19 protein-coding genes and 1 pseudogene are annotated in these 20,890 nt (G+C 59.2%); 13 read left to right on the forward strand and 7 right to left on the reverse strand.

The annotated features are described in order from the left end of the window. Positions 1–33: 33 nt before the first annotated feature. Positions 34–2,211 (reverse strand): catalase/peroxidase HPI, encoded by a 2,178-nt coding sequence (gene katG, locus FJQ55_RS02525; RefSeq protein ID WP_140826151.1) that lies wholly within the window; start codon positions 2,209–2,211, stop codon positions 34–36. Between the two features lie 239 nt (positions 2,212–2,450). Here katG and FJQ55_RS02530 point away from each other — a divergent pair, with 239 nt between their 5' ends. Then, a complete protein-coding gene (locus FJQ55_RS02530; protein ID WP_140826152.1) occupies positions 2,451–3,362 on the forward strand; it encodes a hydrogen peroxide-inducible genes activator in 912 nt (303 codons plus the stop codon). On the opposite strand, the gene FJQ55_RS02535 is transcribed toward FJQ55_RS02530, so the two are convergent. Next, positions 3,359–4,057: a FadR/GntR family transcriptional regulator gene (locus FJQ55_RS02535; RefSeq protein WP_140826153.1), complete on the reverse strand. Its 699-nt coding sequence runs from the start codon at positions 4,055–4,057 to the stop codon at positions 3,359–3,361. The genes FJQ55_RS02530 and FJQ55_RS02535 overlap by 4 nt on opposite strands. 159 nt (positions 4,058–4,216) lie before the next feature. Here FJQ55_RS02535 and FJQ55_RS02540 point away from each other — a divergent pair, with 159 nt between their 5' ends. The 8 genes from FJQ55_RS02540 (at position 4,217) to FJQ55_RS02575 (ending at position 12,379) form a co-directional block, all read left to right on the forward strand. Next, positions 4,217–5,014 carry an ABC transporter substrate-binding protein gene (locus FJQ55_RS02540; protein ID WP_140826154.1) on the forward strand — a complete coding sequence of 266 codons (798 nt, stop codon included), beginning with the start codon at positions 4,217–4,219 and terminating at the stop codon, positions 5,012–5,014. Between the two features lie 62 nt (positions 5,015–5,076). Beyond that, positions 5,077–5,748 carry an amino acid ABC transporter permease gene (locus FJQ55_RS02545; protein WP_140826155.1) on the forward strand — a complete coding sequence of 224 codons (672 nt, stop codon included), beginning with the start codon at positions 5,077–5,079 and terminating at the stop codon, positions 5,746–5,748. Continuing rightward, positions 5,748–6,491 (forward strand): amino acid ABC transporter ATP-binding protein, encoded by a 744-nt coding sequence (locus FJQ55_RS02550; RefSeq protein WP_140826156.1) that lies wholly within the window; start codon positions 5,748–5,750, stop codon positions 6,489–6,491. Before FJQ55_RS02545 ends, FJQ55_RS02550 begins: the two co-directional genes overlap by 1 nt. 29 nt (positions 6,492–6,520) lie before the next feature. Continuing rightward, complete coding sequence (locus tag FJQ55_RS02555) at positions 6,521–7,786, forward strand: cysteine desulfurase-like protein (protein ID WP_140826157.1); 1,266 nt, start codon at positions 6,521–6,523, stop codon at positions 7,784–7,786. Between the two features lie 25 nt (positions 7,787–7,811). Then, positions 7,812–9,230: a dihydropyrimidinase gene (hydA, locus tag FJQ55_RS02560; protein ID WP_140826158.1), complete on the forward strand. Its 1,419-nt coding sequence runs from the start codon at positions 7,812–7,814 to the stop codon at positions 9,228–9,230. Positions 9,231–9,348: 118 nt separating this feature from the next. After that, the gene (locus FJQ55_RS02565) at positions 9,349–10,521 is read left to right on the forward strand and encodes a trans-sulfuration enzyme family protein (protein ID WP_140826159.1); all 1,173 of its coding nucleotides are present in this window, start codon (positions 9,349–9,351) and stop codon (positions 10,519–10,521) included. A gap of 248 nt (positions 10,522–10,769) precedes the next feature. Next, a complete protein-coding gene (locus FJQ55_RS02570; RefSeq protein WP_140826160.1) occupies positions 10,770–11,519 on the forward strand; it encodes an HNH endonuclease in 750 nt (249 codons plus the stop codon). 98 nt (positions 11,520–11,617) lie between these two features. Continuing rightward, positions 11,618–12,379 (forward strand): hypothetical protein, encoded by a 762-nt coding sequence (locus tag FJQ55_RS02575; protein WP_140826161.1) that lies wholly within the window; start codon positions 11,618–11,620, stop codon positions 12,377–12,379. Positions 12,380–12,653: 274 nt separating this feature from the next. Here the strand turns inward: FJQ55_RS02575 and FJQ55_RS02580 are convergent, their stop codons facing one another. After that, positions 12,654–13,223, reverse strand: a complete 570-nt coding sequence (locus FJQ55_RS02580) for a recombinase family protein (RefSeq protein WP_140826162.1) — start codon at positions 13,221–13,223, stop codon at positions 12,654–12,656. Positions 13,224–13,809: 586 nt separating this feature from the next. Beyond that, the gene (locus tag FJQ55_RS02585) at positions 13,810–14,034 is read right to left on the reverse strand and encodes an SHOCT domain-containing protein (protein WP_161596935.1); all 225 of its coding nucleotides are present in this window, start codon (positions 14,032–14,034) and stop codon (positions 13,810–13,812) included. A 456-nt stretch (positions 14,035–14,490) separates the two neighbouring features. Between FJQ55_RS02585 and FJQ55_RS02590 the strand changes: the two genes are divergently transcribed. The 4 genes and pseudogenes from FJQ55_RS02590 to FJQ55_RS02600 all read left to right on the forward strand — a co-directional run bounded on the left by FJQ55_RS02590 (position 14,491) and on the right by FJQ55_RS02600 (position 15,819). Next, positions 14,491–14,799, forward strand: a complete 309-nt coding sequence (locus tag FJQ55_RS02590; protein ID WP_140826164.1) for a hypothetical protein — start codon at positions 14,491–14,493, stop codon at positions 14,797–14,799. Then, complete coding sequence (locus tag FJQ55_RS02595) at positions 14,786–15,049, forward strand: hypothetical protein (RefSeq protein ID WP_140826165.1); 264 nt, start codon at positions 14,786–14,788, stop codon at positions 15,047–15,049. The genes FJQ55_RS02590 and FJQ55_RS02595 overlap by 14 nt, the downstream gene beginning before the upstream one ends. Before the next feature lie 194 nt (positions 15,050–15,243). Then, positions 15,244–15,366, forward strand: a pseudogene (locus tag FJQ55_RS23930) (helix-turn-helix domain-containing protein); the annotation flags it as partial. A gap of 102 nt (positions 15,367–15,468) precedes the next feature. After that, positions 15,469–15,819 (forward strand): hypothetical protein, encoded by a 351-nt coding sequence (locus FJQ55_RS02600; RefSeq protein ID WP_140826166.1) that lies wholly within the window; start codon positions 15,469–15,471, stop codon positions 15,817–15,819. Between the two features lie 525 nt (positions 15,820–16,344). On the opposite strand, the gene FJQ55_RS02605 is transcribed toward FJQ55_RS02600, so the two are convergent. From FJQ55_RS02605 to FJQ55_RS02615, 3 genes are all read right to left on the reverse strand, one after another. After that, entirely contained in the window at positions 16,345–16,992 is a 648-nt protein-coding gene (locus FJQ55_RS02605; RefSeq protein ID WP_140826167.1) for a hypothetical protein, read from the reverse strand. Beyond that, positions 16,989–17,438: a hypothetical protein gene (locus FJQ55_RS02610; protein WP_246085004.1), complete on the reverse strand. Its 450-nt coding sequence runs from the start codon at positions 17,436–17,438 to the stop codon at positions 16,989–16,991. Before FJQ55_RS02610 ends, FJQ55_RS02605 begins: the two co-directional genes overlap by 4 nt. 1,863 nt (positions 17,439–19,301) lie before the next feature. Further along, positions 19,302–20,882 (reverse strand): DUF6538 domain-containing protein, encoded by a 1,581-nt coding sequence (locus tag FJQ55_RS02615; protein ID WP_140826168.1) that lies wholly within the window; start codon positions 20,880–20,882, stop codon positions 19,302–19,304. Positions 20,883–20,890 lie beyond the last annotated feature (8 nt).

The raw sequence follows: 20,890 nt of genomic DNA on the forward strand, positions 1-20,890 counted from the left end.
ACCCCGTGAGGCGTGCCGGCCCGTAAGATCGCATTAGGCCTGAAGGTCGAAGCGATCGGCGTTCATGACCTTGGTCCAGGCAGCCACGAAGTCGTGCACGAACTTCTCCTGGTTGTCGTCCTGGGCATAGACTTCCGCATAGGCGCGCAGGATCGAGTTCGAGCCGAACACCAGGTCGACGCGGGTCGCGGTGTACTTCACGGCGCCGGTCTTGCGGTCGCAGATGTCGTAGGAGTTCTTGCCCGTCGGCTTCCAGGTGAAGCCCATGTCGGTCAGGTTGACGAAGAAGTCCGTCGTCAGCTGGCCTTCACGGTCAGTGAACACACCATGCTTGGAGCCGCCGAAATTGGCGCCGAGCACGCGCAGGCCGCCGAGCAGCACGGTCATTTCCGCACCCGTCAGGCCCATCAACTGGGCACGGTCGAGAAGCATCTCTTCCGGGCTGACGACATAGTCCTTCTTGGCGAAGTTGCGGAAGCCGTCTGCGAGCGGCTCGAGCGCTGCAAAGCTCGCGGCATCGGTCTGTTCGGCAGTGGCATCGCCACGACCGGCGGCGAACGGCACATCGACCGTGTAGCCGGCAGCCTTCGCAGCCTTTTCAATGCCGACATTGCCGGCGAGCACGATGACGTCGGCGACGCTGGCGCCGAATTCTTCGGCGATCAGTTCGAGAACCGAGAGCACCTTGCCGAGGCGGGCCGGCTCATTGCCTTCCCATTCGCGCTGCGGCGCGAGACGGATGCGCGCACCATTCGCACCGCCGCGCATGTCGGATTGGCGGTAGGTGCGGGCGCTGTCCCAGGCCGTTGCGACCAGTTCGGCGACCGAGAGGCCGGAGGCGGCGATCTTCGCCTTGACGGCACCAACGTCGTAGTTCTTGGGGCCCGCCGGGATCGGATCCTGCCAGATCAGGTCTTCGGTCGGCGCTTCCGGGCCGATGTAGCGAACCTTCGGGCCGAGGTCGCGATGGGTCAGCTTGAACCAGGCTCGGGCGAAGGTTTCCTTGAAGTACTCGGGATCGGCCATGAACTTTTCGCAGATGGCGCGATACGCGGGGTCGACCTTCATCGCCATGTCGGCATCGGTCATCATCGGCATGCGGCGGATCGACGGGTCCGTCGCATCGACCGGCATATGCTCTTCCTTGATGCCGACAGGCTGGTACTGCTGCGCGCCGGCCGGGCTGTGCGTCAGTTCCCAGTCATAGCCGAACAGCAGTTCGAAATAGCCCATGTCGAACACGGTCGGGTTGGTCGTCCAGGCGCCTTCGATGCCCGAAGTCACGGCGAGGCTTGCCTTGCCGTTCTGATTCGGGTTGAGCCAGCCAAGGCCCTGGTTTTCGACTTCACCGGCTTCCGGCTCGACGCCGAGGGCCTGGGCATTGCCATTACCATGCGCCTTGCCGACGGTGTGGCCGCCGGCGGCAAGTGCAGCGGTTTCTTCGTCGTTCATCGCCATGCGGGCAAAGGTTTCGCGGACCTGGGCAGCGGTTGCGAGCGGATCCGGCTTGCCGTTGACGCCTTCCGGGTTGACGTAGATGAGGCCCATCTGCACGGCGGCAAGCGGGTTTTCCATCGTGTTCGGCTTGGTCACGTCGTCATAACGGTTGTCCGACGGTGCGAGCCACTGCTTTTCGGCACCCCAATAGACGTCCTTCTCCGGACCCCAGATGTCGGGACGACCAAAGGCGAAGCCAAAGGTCTTCAGACCCATGTCTTCATAGGCGACGGTGCCGGCATAGAGGATGAGGTCGGCCCAGGAGATCTTGTTGCCGTACTTCTTCTTCAGCGGCCACAACAGGCGCCGCGCCTTGTCGAGGCTGGCATTGTCGGGCCAGGAATTGAGCGGAGCAAAACGGATATTGCCGGAACCGCCGCCACCACGGCCGTCTGCCAGGCGGTAGGAGCCGGCGGAGTGCCAGGCGAGACGGATCATCAACCCGCCGTAATGACCCCAGTCGGCCGGCCACCATTCCTGGCTGTCACGAAAGAGGGCCTTCATGTCCGCCTTCAGCGCGGACACGTCGAGCGACTTGACGGCTTCGCGATAGTCGAAGTCCTTGCCGAGCGGATTGGTCTTCGTGTCGTGCTGGTGCAGGATGTCGAGGTTCAGCGCATTGGGCCACCAGGCCACGGGCGTTGCGCCGGTTTCTGTGTTCGAACCGTGCATGACCGGACATTTGCCGGCACCTTTGTTGCTCAGGGTATCCATTGTAACCTCCTAGAGAACCCGCTTGTGGCTGACTGCGGCCGCCGTTGCTCAATCGAACACGCCAGCGTCACAGCCTGATGAAGTCGCCGGCGAGAGGCGGGGGAGCCATCGCCGACTGCCGGATCGTATCGCCTTCACCCCTTGTGACGGCGCCTCTCCGGCAGCTTCTGGAATTGTTCTAGCAAAGCGTTTTCATTAATGTAAGTTAGAAATAATGATGAGTTCCATAGGCTAAGGTTATGATCAATTTCACCCTCCGGCAGCTGCGCTATTTCGATGCACTCGCCCGCCATGGCCATTTTGGCCGCGCTGCTGAAGCGTGCTCGATCTCGCAGCCGGCGCTGTCCGTTCAGATCAAGGAACTGGAAGACACGCTGGGTGCCGAACTCTTCGAGCGCGCCGCTCGGCAGCTAAGGCTTTCGGCTTTCGGCGAGGAATTCCTGCTCCGCGTTCGCGATATCCTCCGCTCGGTGGACGAACTAGGTGATCTGGCGCGTGCCCATCGCAGTCAACTGGTCGGCCGTCTGCGCATCGGGGTCATCCCGACGGTTGCCCCCTATCTTCTGCCCGCGATGATCTCCAGCCTCACCCGTGCCAATGCTGACCTCGACATCCATGTCCGCGAGACCGTCACGCCGAAGCTGATACAGGAGTTGGCTGACGGGCGGCTCGATACGGCCATCGTCGCGCTTCCGGTGTCCGAACCGTCGATGGAGGAAATCCCGCTCTTCGAGGAGAGCTTTGTGCTGGTCCGGCCACTGGAGGATCAAGCAAAGCCGGTGCCGAGCAAGGATACTTTGCGCGAAATGCGCCTGCTTCTGCTCGAAGAGGGACATTGTTTTCGCGAGCAGGCGCTCTCCTTCTGCGACATGGGCTCGGTGCGCCCGCGCGAAATCCTCGACGGCAGTTCGCTCACGACCCTTGTTCAGATGGTAGGGGCCGGCATCGGCGTCACGCTCATCCCGGAGATCGCCATGTCCGTCGAGACCCGCTCGGCCGCTGTCTCCATCGCTCGCTTCCAGGAGCCGCAGCCGTCGCGCACGATCGGCATGATCTGGCGCAAGACGAGCCCTATCGCCCGGCAATTGACCGAGGTCGCGGACGTCGTGCGCGAGGCGGCCGGCCAGTTGCGCGCGACAGCGGCGGCTTAAGGCTCAAGCCCGGCGCAGCGCGCCGTGTTGCGGATATGCATTTCCATTTCCAGCTTCGCCCTTTGGCCGTCATTGTCCCGCAGGGCGGCAATAATCTTGCGGTGTTCGCGGATCGATTCGCGCATGCGCTCCGGATCGGTGATTGGAATCGGCTGGCGCTGCGTTTCCGTCACCTGGTCTCGTACAGTCTGGTAAAGCGCCTTGAGCATGGCGTTGGAGCAGGCCGAGACGATCGTCCCGTGAAAGTCGAGGTCGGCCTCGACATTGGCGAGCAGGTCCTGGCTTGCCCAGCACTCTTCCATGGTGCGCGTCGCCTGCTCCATCCGGTCGAGTTGCAATTGCGTCAGCCGCCCGGCGGCCAGCCGTGCGATCTCGCCCTCCAGCAGGATGCGGGTCTGAAACACGTCGAAGACGGAATAGCTGTCGGAATAACGCCAAGGTGCCATGTGACCCGGCGTGCCGCTGGCAGTTTGGGTGGGCTTGACGACGAAGGTGCCGCGTCCGGCTTCCGTTTTCAGCAGCCCCAAGGTTTCCAGCGTCAGCAGGGCCTCGCGCAAAGAGGCGCGGCTGATGCCGAACTTCTGTGAGAACTCCCGCTGTGACGGAATTTTCTCGCCGGCCTTCAACTGGCCGGACTGGATCATGGTCTGGATCTCGCGTGCCACCGACTGTGGAACAAGCGTCTTGTTGAACATGCGATTCCTTTTCCGACCCCGTGCCCGTTGGCGCGGACATTCTATTTTTTCACAAGCCACCTTGCCAAGCGGAAAGGAGCATGCTTGTTTGGCCTGACTGGTCTGACCAGTTAGACCAAATGTAGATTGAGTCATGTTCAAAAAACAAGGGGAACTCTCATGACACGCGAATCCACCATTAAGACCACGCTGCTCGCCGGCCTCTTCGGCGTCTTCGCCACCGCCGCTGCTCATTCCGCAGATCTCACCGTCGGCGCCAATATCGGCAACGTGCCCTGGGAATTCGAAGATGCCAGCGGCAAAGTTTCAGGCTTCGAAGTCGACCTCGTCAACGAGATCGCCAAGCGCCTCGGCAAGACGGTCGAGTTCGTCAATACGCCGTTCAACGGCCTGTTCCCGGCCGTTCAATCCGGCCGCATCAACATGGCGATCTCCTCGATCACCATCACTGAGAAGCGCCTGGAATCTGTCACCTTCGCCCAGCCCTATTATGACAGTGACCAGTCCCTGACGGTGACTGCGGCATCCGGCATCACAGGTCTCAAAGACATGGCCGGCAAGGTCGTCGGCGTCGACACCGGCTCGACCGGCGACATGTGGGCCGATGCGCACAAGGGCGAATACAAGCTCGGCGAAATCCGCCGCTTTGAAGGCCTGCAGCCCGCTATGCTCGACCTCGTGGCGGGCCGCGTAGACGGCTACATTTCCGACATCCCGGCGCTCCTGTATTACGTCAAGGACAAGCCGGAGCTGAAGGTCGTCGAGCGCATCCCGACCGGTGAGAAATACTCGATCATGTTCAACAAGAACGATCCGCTCGCAACGGAGGTCAATGCCGTCATCACCACGCTGAAGGGTGAGGGCTTCATCGCCAAGCTGCATGAGACCTGGTTCGGCGCCAAGGCTGAAGACACGACCTCGACGGTTGCCGTCCTCGATATGCCCAAGGGCAAGTAACGCTCGAAACGCGACCGGCGGGGCGCTTGTGTCCCGCCGGCTTGCCACGGGGACAAGGCGGCATGACACTTCTCAATACCTTCTTCAATTTGCAGGTGATGATCGACAGCCTGCCGCAGCTCTTGTGGGGGCTGGTCGTCACGCTGGAAATCGGCATTACAAGTATTCTGGTCGGCCTGGTCGGTGGTCTCTTCCTCGCTGTCACGCGGCTCTACGCCCCAGGCTTCATCAAGGTCGTCATCCGCATCTACATCGACATTTTTCGCTCAATCCCGCTCTTGGTGCTGCTGATCGTCGTCTATTATGCGCTGCCCTTTGTCGGCATCCGTCTCTCGCCTTTCCTCTCCGCCGTCACAGCACTTTCGCTGGTCTCGGCTGCCTATACCGCCGAAATCTTCCGCGCCGGCATCGAGGCGATCCCGCACGGCCAGTTCGAAGCCTCGGCCGCGCTCGGCCTGTCCAACAAGGATACGATGGTCGACGTGATCCTGCCCCAGGCGATCCGCATCGTCATTCCGCCGCTCACCAACAACTGCATCAATGTCATGAAAGACACGGCGCTCGCCTCGGTTGTTGCCATGCCGGATCTGCTGAAGCAGGCGACACAGGCCCAGGCACTCGCGGCCAATCCGACGCCGCTGATCGGGGCGGCACTCATCTACATCGCGCTCCTCTGGCCTATGGTCGCCATCGTCGCCCGCCTGGAGAAGCATTTCAGCCGGGGGAAACGCTGATGGAAAAGACCCCGCTCATCTCTATCCGCGGCCTGAAAAAGGCCTACGGCACCTTCACTGTGCTGCACGGCATCGATCTCGATATCGCCGAAGGCGAAGTGGTCTGCGTTATCGGCCCCTCGGGCTCCGGCAAGTCGACACTGATCCGCTGCATCAATCACCTCGAAGCCTTTGATCCCGACAGCCGCATCACCGTCGACGGCATTCGCGTCGAGCCCGGTCCGGCGCTGGCCAAGGTCAGGGCCGAGGTTGGCATGGTCTTCCAGTCCTTCAATCTCTTCCCGCACATGACGGTGTTGAAGAACGTCATGCTGGCACCGATGCGGGTTCGGGGTACGTCCCCCGCCGAAGCCGAACGCAAGGCCCGTGAACTGCTTGCCCGTGTCGGCATTGGCGAACAGGCTGAGAAGTTTCCCGGCCAACTTTCCGGCGGCCAGCAGCAGCGCGTGGCCATCGCCCGGGCGCTTGCCATGGAGCCGCGCGTTCTGCTGTTCGACGAACCCACCTCTGCGCTCGATCCTGAAATGGTCGGCGAAGTGCTCGACGTCATGCGTAAGCTCGCAGGCACGGGCGTCACCATGGTCGTCGTCACCCACGAAATGGGTTTCGCCCGTCAGGTCGCCGACCGGGTGATCTTCATGGATGGCGGCCGGTTGATGGAGGCCGGCACGCCGGCAGAAATCTTCGATGCCCCGAGGCATGAACGGACGCGCGGCTTCCTGCGCGCTGTCCTCGAACACTGAACAAGAACAAAATCCGGAGGACGCCAAGAATGGCCACCGCTTCAACGCTCAATCTCGACTATGTCCGCAGCCAGTTTCCCGGCCTCGACCGCGGCTGGACCTTTTTCGACAATGCCGGCGGGTCGCAGATCGTGAAGGGCGCCGTCGAGCGGATCAACACGTTCCTCTACGAGAAGAATGTCCAGATCGGCGGCTCTTACGAGGTGTCCCAGGCCGCAGCAGCTGCTCTTTACGAGGCTCGCACTGCAGCCATGCACCTCGTCAATGCCAGCCGTCCGGAAGAAATCGTCTTCGGCAACTCGACGACCGCGCTCATCCAGAACCTTGCCCGGGCCATGCACGGCCAGCTTTCCGCTGGCGATGAAATCATCATCACCGTGGCGGATCATGAATCGAACATCGGCCCATGGGACCGCCTGCAGGAACGCGGCGTGATTTTGAAGATCTGGCCGCTCGACAAGAAAACTCTGACCCTGGAACTCGTCGATCTCGAGCCTCTGATGAGCGCGCGCACAAAACTCGTCTGCGTCACCCATTGCTCGAACATCCTCGGCTCGATCAACCCGATCCGTGAGATCGCCGACTTCGTCCATGCTCGGGGCGCCAAGATCTGCGTCGATGCCGTGGCCTATGCGCCGCACCGCGCCGTCGACGTGCAGGCCTTCGACGTCGATTATTACGTCTTCAGCCTCTACAAGACCTACGGCCCGCACTACGCCCTGATGTATGGTCGGTATGATCTGCTGCTCGAACTCGATACGCTCTACCACTACTTTTACGGCAAGGACAAAGTCCCGGGCAAACTTGAGCCTGGCAATCCCAATTATGAACTGGCCTACTCGACCTGCGGGATTGTCGATTACCTCACGACACTTGGCGAGCAGGTCGGCGAAACCGGCGGCACGCGCGCCAAGATCGAGGCCGCTTATGGTGCGATCACCGTGCAGGAAAACGCCTTGACTGAGCGTCTTCTCACCTATCTCCGCTCGCGCAACGACTGCCGCATCATCGGACAGGCCGTGAACCGGGACAGCCAGCGTGTGCCGACGATCGCCTTCCGTTTCGACGGCCGCGAGGCGGCCGACCTCTGCAAGGCGATGGATGCGGAGAAGATCGCCATGCGCTTTGGCGATTTCCATTCGCGCCGGCTTGCCGAATATCTCGGCCTGACCGACCATGGCGGCATGCTGCGCGTCTCGATGGTGCATTACAACACGATCGAGGAATTGGATCGCTTTACATCGGCCCTCGACCGGATCCTCGCCGGCGAGGCCGGGCTGGCCAAGGCGAGCTGAAAACGTCAACGAGAAGGATAAAGGCATGCGCTTCGATACGGTGATCCGCAACGGGACGGTGGTGACGGCCAGTGACACCTTTGTCAGCGACGTCGGCATCAAGGACGGTCGTATAGCAGCGCTGGCGCTTGGCCTCACCGATACCGACGAGGTCATCGACGCAAGCGGTCTTTTCGTTCTTCCCGGCGGTATCGACAGCCATGTGCATCTCGATCAGCCCTCCGGTGACGGTATCGTCATGGCGGATGATTTCGAGAGCGGCACGCGCTCCGCCGCGATCGGTGGCAACAGCACTGTGCTGGCTTTCTGCATGCAGGAGAAGGGTCAGTCGCTGCGCGAAGCCTTGAAGGTCTATCACGAGAAGGCCGAAGGAAAATGCCATGTCGATGTTTCCTTCCACCTCGTCATTACCGATCCGACGGCGGAAGTGCTTGGCCAGGAACTGCCAGCGCTGGTGGAGGATGGTTATACGTCGTTGAAGATCTTCATGACTTATGAGGGGCTTCGTCTGCACGACGACGAGATCCTGGCAACGCTCGATACCGCAAGGCGCACCGGCGCTCTGGTCATGGTCCATTGCGAAAATGAGGATGCGATCCGTTACCTGATCGGCCGGCACGAGGAGGAGGGCAAGTTCGCGCCGAAATTCCACGCCACGACCAGGCCGGTGGCCGCCGAGCGCGAGGCGACACATCGGGCGCTGTCGCTCGCCGAAATCGTCGATGTGCCGATTGTGATCGTCCATGTATCGAACCGTGAGGCGATGGAAGAAATCCGCCGCGCCCGCCAGCGCGGCCAGAAGATCGCCGGTGAAACCTGCCCGCAATATCTGATGCTGACGGCCGACGACCTCGATCTGGAAGGCTTGGAGGGGGCGAAATTCGTCTGCTCGCCGCCACCGCGCGATAAGGCAAGCCAGGATGCTTGTTGGGAAGGAATCGAACAGGGCGTCTTCGACCTCTTCTCCTCTGACCACTGCCCGTTCCGATTTGATGATCCGCAAGGCAAGCTGCACGAAAAGGGCAAGCGCCACTTCCGCTGGATCCCGAACGGTATCCCGGGGGTAGCCACGCGCCTGCCGATCCTGTTTTCCGAAGGCGTGATGAAGGGCCGGATCGACATCAACCGCTTCGTGGCGATTACTTCCACCAACCACGCCAAGCTCTATGGCATGTATCCGCAAAAGGGCACGATTGCGATCGGAGCCGATGCCGACATCGCACTCTGGGACCCGGACAAGCGGATGACGCTGACCAATGATCTGCTGCAACACGGGGCAGATTATACGCCTTATGAAGGGCTGGAGGTGCGCGGCTGGCCGGTGCGCCTGCTGGTGCGGGGCAAAGCGGTTACTGAAGACCAAGATCTCCTCTCCTCTGTGCCATCTGGTCGCTACCAGGCTCGGCAGCGAAGCAATCTTGTCGAGGCGCATCTGCGGAGCTGAGGGCAACGGCTATGTCTGAGGATGTGGCCACAAGCCGTCAAGGTGCGATCTGGCCTCTGGATTAAGCCGCGCAAATAGGCTTCTGTTCGGGCCGCCACCCTCCCGAAAGGCTCATCTTATGCGCGATAGCACCCAATGCGTTCTGACACCCTCGGTATCCCAAGAAGGGTTTGATCCCTTGGGTGTCGCCGTCCACCGTGGCTCAACCATCGTCTTCAAGGATGCGGCATCCTATGCGGCCCGCGGTGAGCGCGGCCATGAGGGTTACAGCTACGGGCTCTACGGAACGCCGACGACCCGGACGCTCGAAGCCAAGCTGACCGCACTCGAGCAGGGTGCCTGGACTTTCCTCGCACCGTCCGGTCAGGCCGCCAACATCCTCGCGATCCTGCCCTTCCTCTCTGCAGGAGACCATGTCCTGATGGTCGACAGCGTCTATCCGCCGATGCGGGATTTTGCCGAAACGGATCTGCGGCGACTGGGCGTGGAGGTGGATTACGTGAATCCGCTCGACCCGCAAGACGTAGCCGCCAAGATCAGGCCCACCACCCGCATGATCTGGTGCGAGAGTCCGGGATCGACGACGATGGAGGTGATCGATCTGCCGCAGATCGCGCAGATTGCCCATGCCCATGGCGCACTGGTCGGGCTCGACAACACCTGGGCGACCCCGCTCAACTACAAGCCGCTTTGCCACGGTGCCGATATCGTCACCGAAGCTCTGACCAAATTTGTCTCCGGCCATTCGGATGTGCTCATGGGGTCGATCACTGTGGTCGATGAACGGCTGATTGCGCCGATCCGATCGCAGATGGGCCGCTTCGGTATCGGCGTATCGCCGGACGACGCTTCCTTGGTCCTGCGCGGCTTCGAAACGCTCGGCCTGCGTCTTCGCCATTCGGAGCGGGTGGCTCTGGAGTTTGCCCATCGACTCGGCGACCATCCGCTGGTCGATCGCGTGCTGCATCCAGCACTTGAGACCTCACCGGGGCATGGGATCTGGCAGCGAGATTTCCTCGGGTCGAGCGGCGTCTTCGGCGTTGTCTTCAATCAGGCCGCATCCGCCGGGGTCGCCACCGCGCTCGATGCCTTCAGCCTCTTTGCCATCGGAGCATCCTGGGGTGGCACCCGCAGCCTGGTTGCCCCCATGCCGGTCGCAAGGCATCGAAGCGTCACCCCCTGGACCGGTCCGGATGTCGTCCTGCGGCTCAGCATCGGCCTGGAAGATGAGGCCGAACTCTGGACCGACATCGAGCGGTTCCTGCAGGCGCTGGAACAGCAGCAGAGATAAGGCGATGATCCCGCGCGGCTTTTACTGCGCTGTCATGACAACCGCGACAGATTTTTTATGACGTGGTCATTGGGGAAAATGGTGCTGCTAGAGAGATTTGAAGGTGACGGCAGATTTCGAGAAAGCCCATAAATGCTGGGGTTCACAGCCTATCGACACTCTTGCGATGTAACATGTCACTGTAACAGTTTCAACTGTCTTGGATTGAGCTTACACTTGTTGGTACTCAACCGAACGTGGAACTTTGAATGAGAAATCCTGACTGGTACCGCGATGAACTCATACTCGCGCTTGAACTCTATCTTCAAAGCCCTGCAAACCCACCAGGCAAAACTAGCAAGAAGGTAGTCGAGCTTTCCCAACTGCTTAACCGCCTCGGGCATGCGCTGGGTATTCGAGCGAGTGAGGACTTCAGAAATCCGAACGGCGTTTACATGAAGATGATGAACTTCCGCCGCTTCGATCCCGAGTATGTCCGTTCGGGGAAGGTTGGTCTGAGGCGGGGCAACCGGCTTGATGAGATTGTCTGGAATGAATTCTCAGGAAGGCCCGACCACCTCATGGCGACCGCGCTAGCGATACGGAAAGCTGTCGAAGGGGCGCCAGACACGGTTTTGCCAGAGCCATCTGAAGAAGAGGAGGGGTTTTTTGAAGCGTCGGAAGGGAAGATCTTGACGCGCATACATAGGACGCGGGAACGAAACAGGACGATAGTGGATAAGGTGAAGGCGAGAGCGCTGAAAGCGGAAGGAACGCTGAGGTGCCAAGCTTGCAACTTCGATTTCGCCGAGAGGTACGGTGCACACGGTGAAGGCTTTATCGAGGCCCACCACATTCGTCCAATCCACACCCTGCCCGACGATGCTAAGACCAACCTGAGTGACTTTGCGCTGCTATGTTCCAACTGCCATAGGATCATTCATCGATCACGCCCCTGGCTAACCTTAGAGCAATTGCAGGCCATCCTTGCACTGAGAAAAGCTGTCGCTGCGGGATAGGATAGTGATCAGGCGGTTAGTGCCGAAAATGCTCTGCGGCATAGACGACTATGAGTCCGGGGGTGGCTGATTAGGTTAGATGCCACTACGATTATCTGATGCTGCTTCACACCGAATGGTGGAGTGTGATAGCCGTGCTTTGCAAGTTGAGCGGAGGTTGGGTCGTGACGTCAAGCAAAACTAAGGTCACAACTTTAACGGTGGGGGCTTTGTTGGCGATCGGCTTCGGTCTTGATGCTGCCGCTCAGTCAGCCTCGGCTGGGCCCTATGACTCCGAGCGAGCATATCTCGACGCTCGATATGCAAATACCATTTTCGTCGGACCGAACGCTGCCGTCGGCTTGATCAGAGGAGTCGAGCTTAACGTAAGTGATCAAGTCAATGATGGTTGTTGGACCAACGTTGACTCGATTAAGGCCCGAATTCGCGCAGAATTAGAGCGTTCTAACGTCGCGGTGTACGTCGAACCCATTGCCTTCGCTCACGCCTTCTATCCCAGAGTGGATTTTACAGCCGTAGGCTTTAAGCTGCCTAACGACGTCTGTGTGGTGTCGGTCTCAATGTCCTTGAATTATCCATCAAGCGTGGAACTTGGCAGCCTCGCGAACACGGACAAGATCGTGAGTGTGAGGGCATTACATGAGATTTGGGATCGAGCATCTGTTTTGACCAAAGTTAGCAGTGCCAACGAGTCCCTGATGCAGTGGACACAGGCGGCCATTGATACGCTTGTTGCCGACATCTCCCAGGCAAAGCGCGATCCCGATGTGGTGAGTGCTCGGGCAGTCTGGCCAGACAGGCCAATGCAAACGCAAAAGGAGTATGAGCAAGAACTCGAGAGCGTTCTCCAAAAACAATAAGCTGCATTTGATCCCTCTTGCAGTCTTGCGCTTGAAAGACCTGGACACTCAGGTGAGGCTAAGATTGATCGTCTCCCTTTCTGTTACCTCGGCGGTGGGCCAAAGATGTGTCATAGCCGCGATGCAAGCGATGGTGACTATAAAGGTTCCTGTGGTGGTCATGGCGGGTTCGTTGCGGGTGATCTGCGGGGTTCGCAGCGGGATAGGAGAGGGTTTAGGCGGGAGGTGGAAAAATGTGGAAGGACAGACGAGAGCAACATTGCCCACGGGTCCCTCAGGGTGTCTTTGTGGCCTTCGCTTCGTCCAACACCTTCTGAACTGCTGACTTGCTGAACCCTACCTCCGCCGCGATCTTGCGGACACTGACGCCTTCGGCGCTCAACTGAATGATTTCCGCTTTGATGCCTGGGGTGATCTGGGCAGGTCTCCCTCCGGTTCTGCCTTCGGCCTTGGCTTTGGCTATGCCTTCAAGCTGCCGCTCCTTCCGAAGCGCTGTCTCAAACTCTGCGATGCTTGCGAGGATGCCGAAGACCAGTTTCCCGGTTCGGGTGGTGGTGTCCAGCGTAGCGTCGTCCAGTACACGGAAGCCTACTCCCTTCTGGTTCAAGCCCTCTACGATCTGGTGAAGGTGCGAGGCAGAACGGGCAAGGCGATCCAGCTTGGTTACAAGCAGCACGTCGCCTTCGCGGACAAACCGAAGGCACTCCTCCAGGGCAGGGCGGTCCTTGTCCAGGCCCGACTGCTTCTCACTGAACAGCTTCTCCGCACCCGCTGCCGTGAGGCGGTCAATTTGGGTTGCGTGATCCTGCCCGGTTGAACTCACTCTCGCGTATCCTACGATCATCTGCCGTCCACTTTCCTTTTAAGCTGTTGTGGACATAGGCTTAGTGGACGCTAAATGGACAGTCAAGTGGGCGGTGTCCCGATTGTAAACATTGTGGACAGTGCGGCTCTGTGGCGATCCCCGGTATCTCTCTGTAAACCAGTCTGTGGCCCCCAACTTGCCGGGTGCGCTGCCCGTGGCTAGGGTCGTGTCTTGGAGGTGTCGGAATGACAACAGGCTGGACTAAGGAAGAGGTGGAGGCGGAACTCCGCCGACGGTCCGACGCAAAGCGGGAATTTGACCGCAACTGGCAGGACGCCGCGAGGAAAGCGGAGTTGGCCAACGCGGACGCTAACTGCATTCACTGCGGAAGACCATTTAGAATGGCCTTGGCAGCTGGAGGTGAATGGGGTTTCTGCGACGAATGCGCCGGTGACTGAGAGGAAGTCGCCCGGCTACCGCTCAATCGCGCCGGGATAGGGCACAGGCCGGACCCCACCCCACCACCGGGGGGTTTTGAGCGAGGTGGAGTATACGTAATATGCTCACACAATTTTTGTAAAAAAGGTCGCGGGGCCCCTCAGGGACTTCTGCCGGACCTGCGTGGTTACCCGAGTATCCGCCGCTTCTCTACGTCATATTCCGCTGCGGTGATTTCACCGTCAGCCTTCAACTTGGCGAGCTTCTCCAGCTTCTCGACATTCGACAATCCTCCGATCTGCGCTGCGCCGTCTTGGCTGGCTTTGCGCCGGGGCTTGCGGAAGAGGAGGTATAGCGGGAGGAAAAGGATCAGGAAGACAACTATCCAGTGCCAAATCGAAAAGCTTCCCACGGTCTTCCTCCTCCAGTCTCGTCCTGATTGAGTTACTGCAACCATCGGTCAATGACAATGGCGAGCGAGTCTATGAGGGCTTGTGTTGTGAGGCGGCTCTTCCTGATGCCGTCGAGGCCTTCCATGCGCCTCCAGCAACTCGGATGACCTGGGGCACCCGCCGCAACAGAACGCTCCCCACGAGGCTCTACGGAGTCAGGAGAGTCGGGGCTGTAGAAGCGTTAACAAGCCAGCCCAAGAATGAGCTTCGCTGCGTTACCCAAGACACCGCCTAAATCGCTGAGAGTTCCTCAAGGGAATTCCGAGCGCTGGCACAGGCGGCAATCCCTGCGTTACCGAAGCGACTGATTTCTCTGCGGTATCGTAGGTTTAATGTGTTCGACAATGGCCGTTTCGTGTGAATTGTAGGAGGTCCCTGCCGCGATCCTGCGGCGTTCCAAGAGGAGAACAAGGGACATGCACACGCTCACCAATGCTGCCACTGTGACCACGCTGGAGAACCTCTGGGGTGTCATCTACTTCGAAGAGGATGGCACGGTCCTCTGTACGGACTTCCTTGACGCAACCGACTACTCCGACGCTGCGGAGCAAGCCTTAGAAGAGGCTGACGGCGGCGAATTCCAGTTGGTCGAAGGTCTCGATATCGTAGGACTCTTGGTACCCGCTGGGAACCGTGAGCTATTCGGTCCTTCGATCTACTCGCTCCTGATCGACCTGCTCGGCAAGGACAAGGCGGAGGAGGGCGCTTGCGATGCCACGGCGTAAGCATGACCCAAGGACAGTTTACACGGTTGTCTTTTACGACGAGGCCGGGGAGGTGGTGCTTTCTGAAACCCGGAAGGCCTACGGGCCAGAAGACGTCAGCTTCTACGCCTATCACAACATGCCTCTTGGGGCTGTGAGGTACGAGGCGTTTGACGAGGTGCTGGAGGTTCTGCAGATGACCCACGACATGACGGTGTCGCTGCGGACCCTCTTGAAGCAACACGGGGTTCCCTCGGTGTTCTCGCCGTGACCCGCTGACATCCCCCCCTGAAGTGGAGGTGTCTTGCGGGACCTGCCGGGGGCCGATGATCCCCCGGCTGCGAATGCGTCAGCACCCGCCTATTCCGCCATCCTACGGTGAACCGCGAGGGAGTGTTGCAGTCGCACATTGAGTATGTTAATATACTCATACGATGCAGTTCATTGAGGGATATAAGCTTCAATATGAGTATCACAAGTGCAGGACTCCGGTCTGCAATTTCTGAGTTAGGGCTTACCCAAGCAGAATTTGCGCGTCTCTTGGACGTTTCGATTGGAGCCGTAGCCCAATGGCTTTCTGGAGCCCGGAGTATTCCGGGGCCAGTTGAGGCCTACCTGAACCTACTCCTGAGGCTACCCAAGAGTCTTCAGGAGGACGAAACCCGACGTGTCCGAAAGGAGAGCTTCCAAATGGACGGAATGTATCTGATTTTCTTCGAGGGCTCGGCTGGCAATGGTGCCGCCACGCTCACGTTTAGCAACGGTCTTGTCTTCGGCTTCGATGAAGCTGGCGGCATATACGACGGAACTTATCGGCCGAGCGCGACGCCTGGTGCGATGGACGTTGTCGTGAATGTGCAGATGAAGGCGAACCAGTTCACTGTAGCTGGCGGTGTCTCGCACCCGTTCGACTGGTCAATGCAGGTTGTCGCAGTGGTCCCGATCGGTGTTGAAGAGACGACGATCATCGCAAATACGAACCTCGGGCAGCCGGTAAGAGCCAAGGTCAAGTACATGCGCCGTCTGCCCCATGCGGCTTGAGCTTGCGAGCACTGAGGATGATGCGGCGCGATCCACCATGCCGTCTCAAGCAAAGTAAAGACCTGTCGGGGGGCCGATGATCCCCCGGCAATCCTCTCGGGGAACGCTGGGTTCAGCGCCCCACCTGTCTCCACACCCTGCCTTGCTCCCGACTGTCGGTCTCTGATAAGGCCGCTGCTGGGGACCACTTTGGAGGGTATAGGTTCATGTTCTTCACTCGCATCGGCAAGGTGATTGCTCACCTCGTCTTCTGGCTCAGTGCTTTCCGGGTCGCCACCTGCCTCTTCGTCATATTTGGCCCTCTTAGTCTGGACGAGCGGCAGGCTTTCGTTAGGGCTTACATCGGCAGCGGCGGTCTTGAAGGGCTAGGTGATAAGCTCGATACTGCTGCAATAGCGCTAGCCGTAGGTGTGGCCCTCGGGGTCCTCTGCGAGATCAGCGCAAGGACCAGCAGGGGCGACAGGGCCTAAGCTGTCTCCCGCTCCGGCGGTCATTTTTCCGGGTGTTGCCTTCTTGTGTATAGGCCTACTGTGCAACACACCGCGAGGTGTCCCTCGTGGGTTCCCGGTGGCGTTCTCGAAGTGCCTTGGCATTGGCAATCTGCTCACTCCTGATCCTCATGAACCTTGTGACCAACTGGCGTGACAGGCTGAGGGCTTGCGCCATCTGGTCGTGAGTGAGGTGTGGGAAGTGATCGGCAACCCAGTGGATTTCCTGCTTTCCACACATGGGACCGCTGCGGCACTTCTGGAATTCCCGCAAGGCTTCTCGGGCTTCCTTGGCTGGACCTGAGGTCTTCTCCTCCACCGCCTTCTTTGCAGCCTCCCAGCGTTCCGCAATCCATCGGACACCTTCGGCTGAGACAACATCGAACGGCATATCGTCAGACTTGCGCTTGTTGCGCTTGCCGTACCCCTTGGCGATCACCCAATCTCGGATGCGGTTACGGGCATTCCTGCCGCTGCCTTCGATCTGGAGAAAGTTCATCTGGTGGAGGACAGTAGCGAGTTGCCTCCTGCCGATCTTAAAGACTTCGCTCAGTTCCTCCATGGTGATCCAGTGGCCTTGGTCGATGGAAACCATCTCCCCTGTCTTCCTGTCGAGGATTTCGGAGGTGTACTGCATGCCCATTCCGGGGCGGATGGTTGGGGCGATGGCTGCGGTAGTGATCATGCTGCTGCCCTCACTGCCATTTCCCTTGCTGCCGTCGATGCAATTTTCTGCGGCTGGCTCTCCGGTGTGTCGCTGGTTACCTCCGCAACCTCCTGCTCTCCCTTGCCCTTGACGGGGCCAAGGTATGGCCGGTGCCTCTCGACATGGACAGAACGGGTCTCGCTCTCCACTGCGTCCAGCCCTGCCCAGACGCCTAGGGTGCGGTCGCGCTTGAAGACAGGAATGAAGCCGTCACGGTCCAAGGCCTTGCGGATGACATGGGCGCGGGTCTCAGGGTCCAAGCCGTGGGCGAGGAGTTCCCGGCAGAGAACCGGCAGGGGACTTTTGGTGGTGCTGCGGTTGCGCCGTCCAGTCAGGTCAACGGTCTTGCCGCTCTCGACATGGCGAGCCGTGAAGGAGCCGACGAGTTCGATGGTTGCGACGGGGTGGAGGGTGGTGATGGTCATGCTGCTGGTTACCTTTTCCAGTTCGGGGGAGGGGCGGGGTGTGGCCGGGCCGCTGGGGATCGATCGGACACGCTACGGCCTCCGCCGGTCACCTCGGGGTGTCGTCGGGAGGTCTTGGCGGGGCTGTGGTGATCGTCGTGGCTGGTTTGCGGGTGAAGTAGGGTGCTACGATGCCTCTCCTTGACTCACAGAAGCCCGTGGAGAGTGTTCAGGGGTCCCGGAGGCGCGACGGTAGCGGAAGTGACCGGAAGGCTCTCAGCGAGTCGCTGTGGGACTCGATGGTATAGGTCGGGGTGGAGACAAGGGAGGGGGAGGTCTCGGAAGGACATCCCAGAGGAGCCATGGGATACCCTGAGGGAACCTTGAGGTTATCTCTAGGTACTACTCCTACTTTGTCTTTTAATAAACATTGCAGAGGTACCCTAAGGGTATCTTATATATAACTTAGATTTATATCTCTAAGACGCGCACACGTGAATACTGTCTCCTGCTGTCACTGTCAATACCATTGGTTGTGTTTTTTGTTATCACTCTTTTTCGCTTCTGCTCCTTCCGTTCCGGCTGTCCAATTCGGTCTGTCGTTGAGCTTCGTCTTCTCTGAATGAAGGGGTAATTCCTGAGCCGTGGAAGTCCTTTGTCTCCTCTGAATGGAGTGGTAATAATTTATCGTTTTATTTCAGTGTGTTGAAGTGATTGCGAATATGCGTTGTCAGGGCCGCTGCCGGTGTCCCGTGCGGTGCCCAGTCCGATCCCCCGGAGGGTCCCGCGATGACCGCTCGGATCGCTTCGATTTTCTTGGTCTCTCTGTATGCAGGTCTAATTGCCGCCCTCGGTTGTCCGCGAGGGTCGCCGGGATGTCAGCCGGGTTCCGGCCAGGGCCGCTGTCGAGACTGCTGCGGGTCCTGCCGAGTTAGGGGGAGATGCCCCCAAATTCCCGAAGGCTTGGTAGTCCTCTGTATGAGGGGTCAATCATTGCGCATCGGCCTCACCTTCCGATTAATTTCCACGCTGGAAACAATTCCAAGGCCGCTGCCGGTGACCTACTCCCCGCTTTGAAACCTGCATTCTTTCTGTTGCCGTCGAGGCCGTTCATGCGGGTTCCCACTGCGGCATGGCCGGTGATCCCGGAGGGCGCTTCGTAGTACTATATGGGCGGGTAATTGTGCGGCCCGTCACATGAGCTTTGTTGCATTCTTGGGCTGGTGAATGAAGCGGAGCTAATGGAATGCGAACGGCTGGTGAACCGGAGGGGAACGCATGGTTCATGCTAAGGCGTCTGAGAGGCTCGCTGACGCGCATAAGTTGCTTTCTGGTATCTTCTGCCAAGAAGCGCGAGATGGCTCTCAGTGAGTCCCTGAGGGCACCTGAGGCCGCTTCGGTTCTTCGTGAACGGATAAGGAACAATCTTTAGACTGCTTCTAATATTTGCTTTTCGTGCTATGATGGTTTTGTGGAGGTGAGTCGCAACCAAATGAGGTGAATGATGAATACGTTCTTCGGCGGACTGCTCGACATTGGAAAAGACGAGCTTGTTTGGGCTAAGGCACGGCCAGCCGGATTGCTCGGCGTAACTGGAGAGTGGGCGTATGATGCCTACGGAAACCTGATCAAAAAGTCGGAGCGCGGGAACCGAAACTCTCCCTATGGCTGGGAGTGCGATCACTACCCGGTGCCGAAGTCCCAAGGTGGTTCGGACCACGTGGATAACCTCCGTCCGCTCCACTGGAGGGCCAACGCGAGACATGGTGGCCTCCTCGGTGCAATCTACGGTCTTGGGAGATAGGCATTAGGACGGTAGCCGAGCGGTTCACCCTTGTGAAGCAACTGGAAAGCGTCGGCACTGGACCACCGTTGAGGCAACCTTTAACCCTCTTCGGTCACTTCGTATCGCGGCAGTTTACAGATTTCGCGGTACAGGGCCTTCATCGTCGCCTCGCCGTAGCCCGTGCTTGCGGTTCCGTCTTTATGGCCTTGAATGCGGTCGATGTATTCCCGTGGAATGTCTACATCACGTGAGATGGTTTTAACCCGGTGTCTCCAGCCATGATTTGGCTGGGTACGCGGATCAATATTCGCGTTCTCCTTGACCCATTTGCCAACCGTGCCGCGCATGCTTGCCGCAGTCGTGTGACCGTTACTCTTCTTGCGGGAATTTTCGGAGTAGAACAGGGGCCCGGGCGGCTGCGCCTCGACCATCTCCAGAAAACCTTGTTCAATTAAGTGGGGGTGTAACGGAACGATGCGGTATTCGCCGTTCTTCACAGATCCGTCTTCGGGGGTGATCCTGATGCACGGTATACCATACTCAGTGGTCACGTCTCTTTTTCTGAGCTGCGTGATTTCGCCACCTCTGGCTCCAGTGTAAGCGCAAATCCACGGCACCCAACGGAAAGCCCGTCGGGTGTGCGGTTGTGTTCTGCCGGGAGCCGACGGCGCTGCGAGGGCGCAGGAGAGTATTCGTGCGGCTTCCGCGTCTGTGAAGCCCTGTTCGCGCTCGATAATCTTCTTCGGCACCTTGACCTTCGTCACCGCTGTGGGGTCAGCCGTGACAAGTGCTTTGGAAATGCCTCGGCGATAGAGTGTCCTGATGCATGCTAGATACTTCCCAGCCACAGTTTTCGCAGTCAGTTGTCGTTCGTGCCTCAAATGGTCGCAGAACGAAGCAACGTCGAAAGCCGTCACGCGCTCAGCTTCATCATGGCCCAGATATTCAACAAACGTCTGGATCTGCTGCCTGTTCATCGCTACGGTCTTAGCCGCGCCGCCGTCGGCTTCATGATCTCGCCTCCACGCTTCGAAGAGGCCCGTAATCGTCTGCTGAGTCCTGATGCTGCCCTTGAGGGATCGGACGTCAACGGTGGGTGTTTCTACTACCTCTCCCTGCTGCCGCTGCTTCTTCGCCTCCGAAGCTTTGATGGCCGCCGCCAGTAGCGCTTGGCTGAGGACAGCCCAGCTAGGGGACCCCTCGCGAAGCCTCCAGTTAACCTTGAGGGTCTTCGTGATCTCCGCGAAAATGGCTGGGACAAAGCCGGGGATGGTTCCACGGGAGTACGCCTCTCTTGCCGCTCCTTCGACTGCTGTTATGTCGGATGAGTATAGGTGGAAGTCCTCCTCCAGAAAGCCTTTCAGTCGCTCGCTCTCGTCCTCCGCTAGAATCTTGGCGTGGTAGACATTAGCGACCATTTTGACCTGCTCCTCGGTCAAGTCCTCCAGCAAGGGGCCGTTTAGTCTAGTGATCTCTTCGCGATGCGCCTGAAACAGCGCGTCTACTCGCACAGCTTCGATCCGAACCAATCGCAGCGCCTCTCGCGGGTCCCTCGTCTTGAGTGAGAAGGTTTCCTCGGTCTTGCTGTATGTCGCCCGGATATCTTCGGGGACGGAAGCGCGGTGATAAAAGACGTTTCCACGCTTCATCAGTCGGGGGTGTTTTGGCATATCGTTCATGCCCCCCA

Source organism: Rhizobium glycinendophyticum, from assembly GCF_006443685.1.
GTDB lineage: Bacteria > Pseudomonadota > Alphaproteobacteria > Rhizobiales > Rhizobiaceae > Allorhizobium > Allorhizobium glycinendophyticum.

Bases quoted from the DNA above. Each gene is read 5' to 3' on its own strand.
- katG (WP_140826151.1), bottom strand. From the start codon at position 2,211: ATGGATACCCTGAGCAACAAAGGTGCCGGCAAATGTCCGGTCATGCAC.
- FJQ55_RS02530 (WP_140826152.1), top strand. From the start codon at position 2,451: ATGATCAATTTCACCCTCCGGCAGCTGCGCTATTTCGATGCACTCGCC.
- FJQ55_RS02535 (WP_140826153.1), bottom strand. From the start codon at position 4,057: ATGTTCAACAAGACGCTTGTTCCACAGTCGGTGGCACGCGAGATCCAG.
- FJQ55_RS02540 (WP_140826154.1), top strand. From the start codon at position 4,217: ATGACACGCGAATCCACCATTAAGACCACGCTGCTCGCCGGCCTCTTC.
- FJQ55_RS02545 (WP_140826155.1), top strand. From the start codon at position 5,077: ATGACACTTCTCAATACCTTCTTCAATTTGCAGGTGATGATCGACAGC.
- FJQ55_RS02550 (WP_140826156.1), top strand. From the start codon at position 5,748: ATGGAAAAGACCCCGCTCATCTCTATCCGCGGCCTGAAAAAGGCCTAC.
- FJQ55_RS02555 (WP_140826157.1), top strand. From the start codon at position 6,521: ATGGCCACCGCTTCAACGCTCAATCTCGACTATGTCCGCAGCCAGTTT.
- hydA (WP_140826158.1), top strand. From the start codon at position 7,812: ATGCGCTTCGATACGGTGATCCGCAACGGGACGGTGGTGACGGCCAGT.
- FJQ55_RS02565 (WP_140826159.1), top strand. From the start codon at position 9,349: ATGCGCGATAGCACCCAATGCGTTCTGACACCCTCGGTATCCCAAGAA.
- FJQ55_RS02570 (WP_140826160.1), top strand. From the start codon at position 10,770: ATGAGAAATCCTGACTGGTACCGCGATGAACTCATACTCGCGCTTGAA.
- FJQ55_RS02575 (WP_140826161.1), top strand. From the start codon at position 11,618: ATGCTGCTTCACACCGAATGGTGGAGTGTGATAGCCGTGCTTTGCAAG.
- FJQ55_RS02580 (WP_140826162.1), bottom strand. From the start codon at position 13,223: ATGATCGTAGGATACGCGAGAGTGAGTTCAACCGGGCAGGATCACGCA.
- FJQ55_RS02590 (WP_140826164.1), top strand. From the start codon at position 14,491: ATGCACACGCTCACCAATGCTGCCACTGTGACCACGCTGGAGAACCTC.
- FJQ55_RS02595 (WP_140826165.1), top strand. From the start codon at position 14,786: ATGCCACGGCGTAAGCATGACCCAAGGACAGTTTACACGGTTGTCTTT.
- FJQ55_RS02600 (WP_140826166.1), top strand. From the start codon at position 15,469: ATGGACGGAATGTATCTGATTTTCTTCGAGGGCTCGGCTGGCAATGGT.
- FJQ55_RS02605 (WP_140826167.1), bottom strand. From the start codon at position 16,992: ATGATCACTACCGCAGCCATCGCCCCAACCATCCGCCCCGGAATGGGC.
- FJQ55_RS02610 (WP_246085004.1), bottom strand. From the start codon at position 17,438: ATGACCATCACCACCCTCCACCCCGTCGCAACCATCGAACTCGTCGGC.
- FJQ55_RS02615 (WP_140826168.1), bottom strand. From the start codon at position 20,882: ATGAACGATATGCCAAAACACCCCCGACTGATGAAGCGTGGAAACGTC.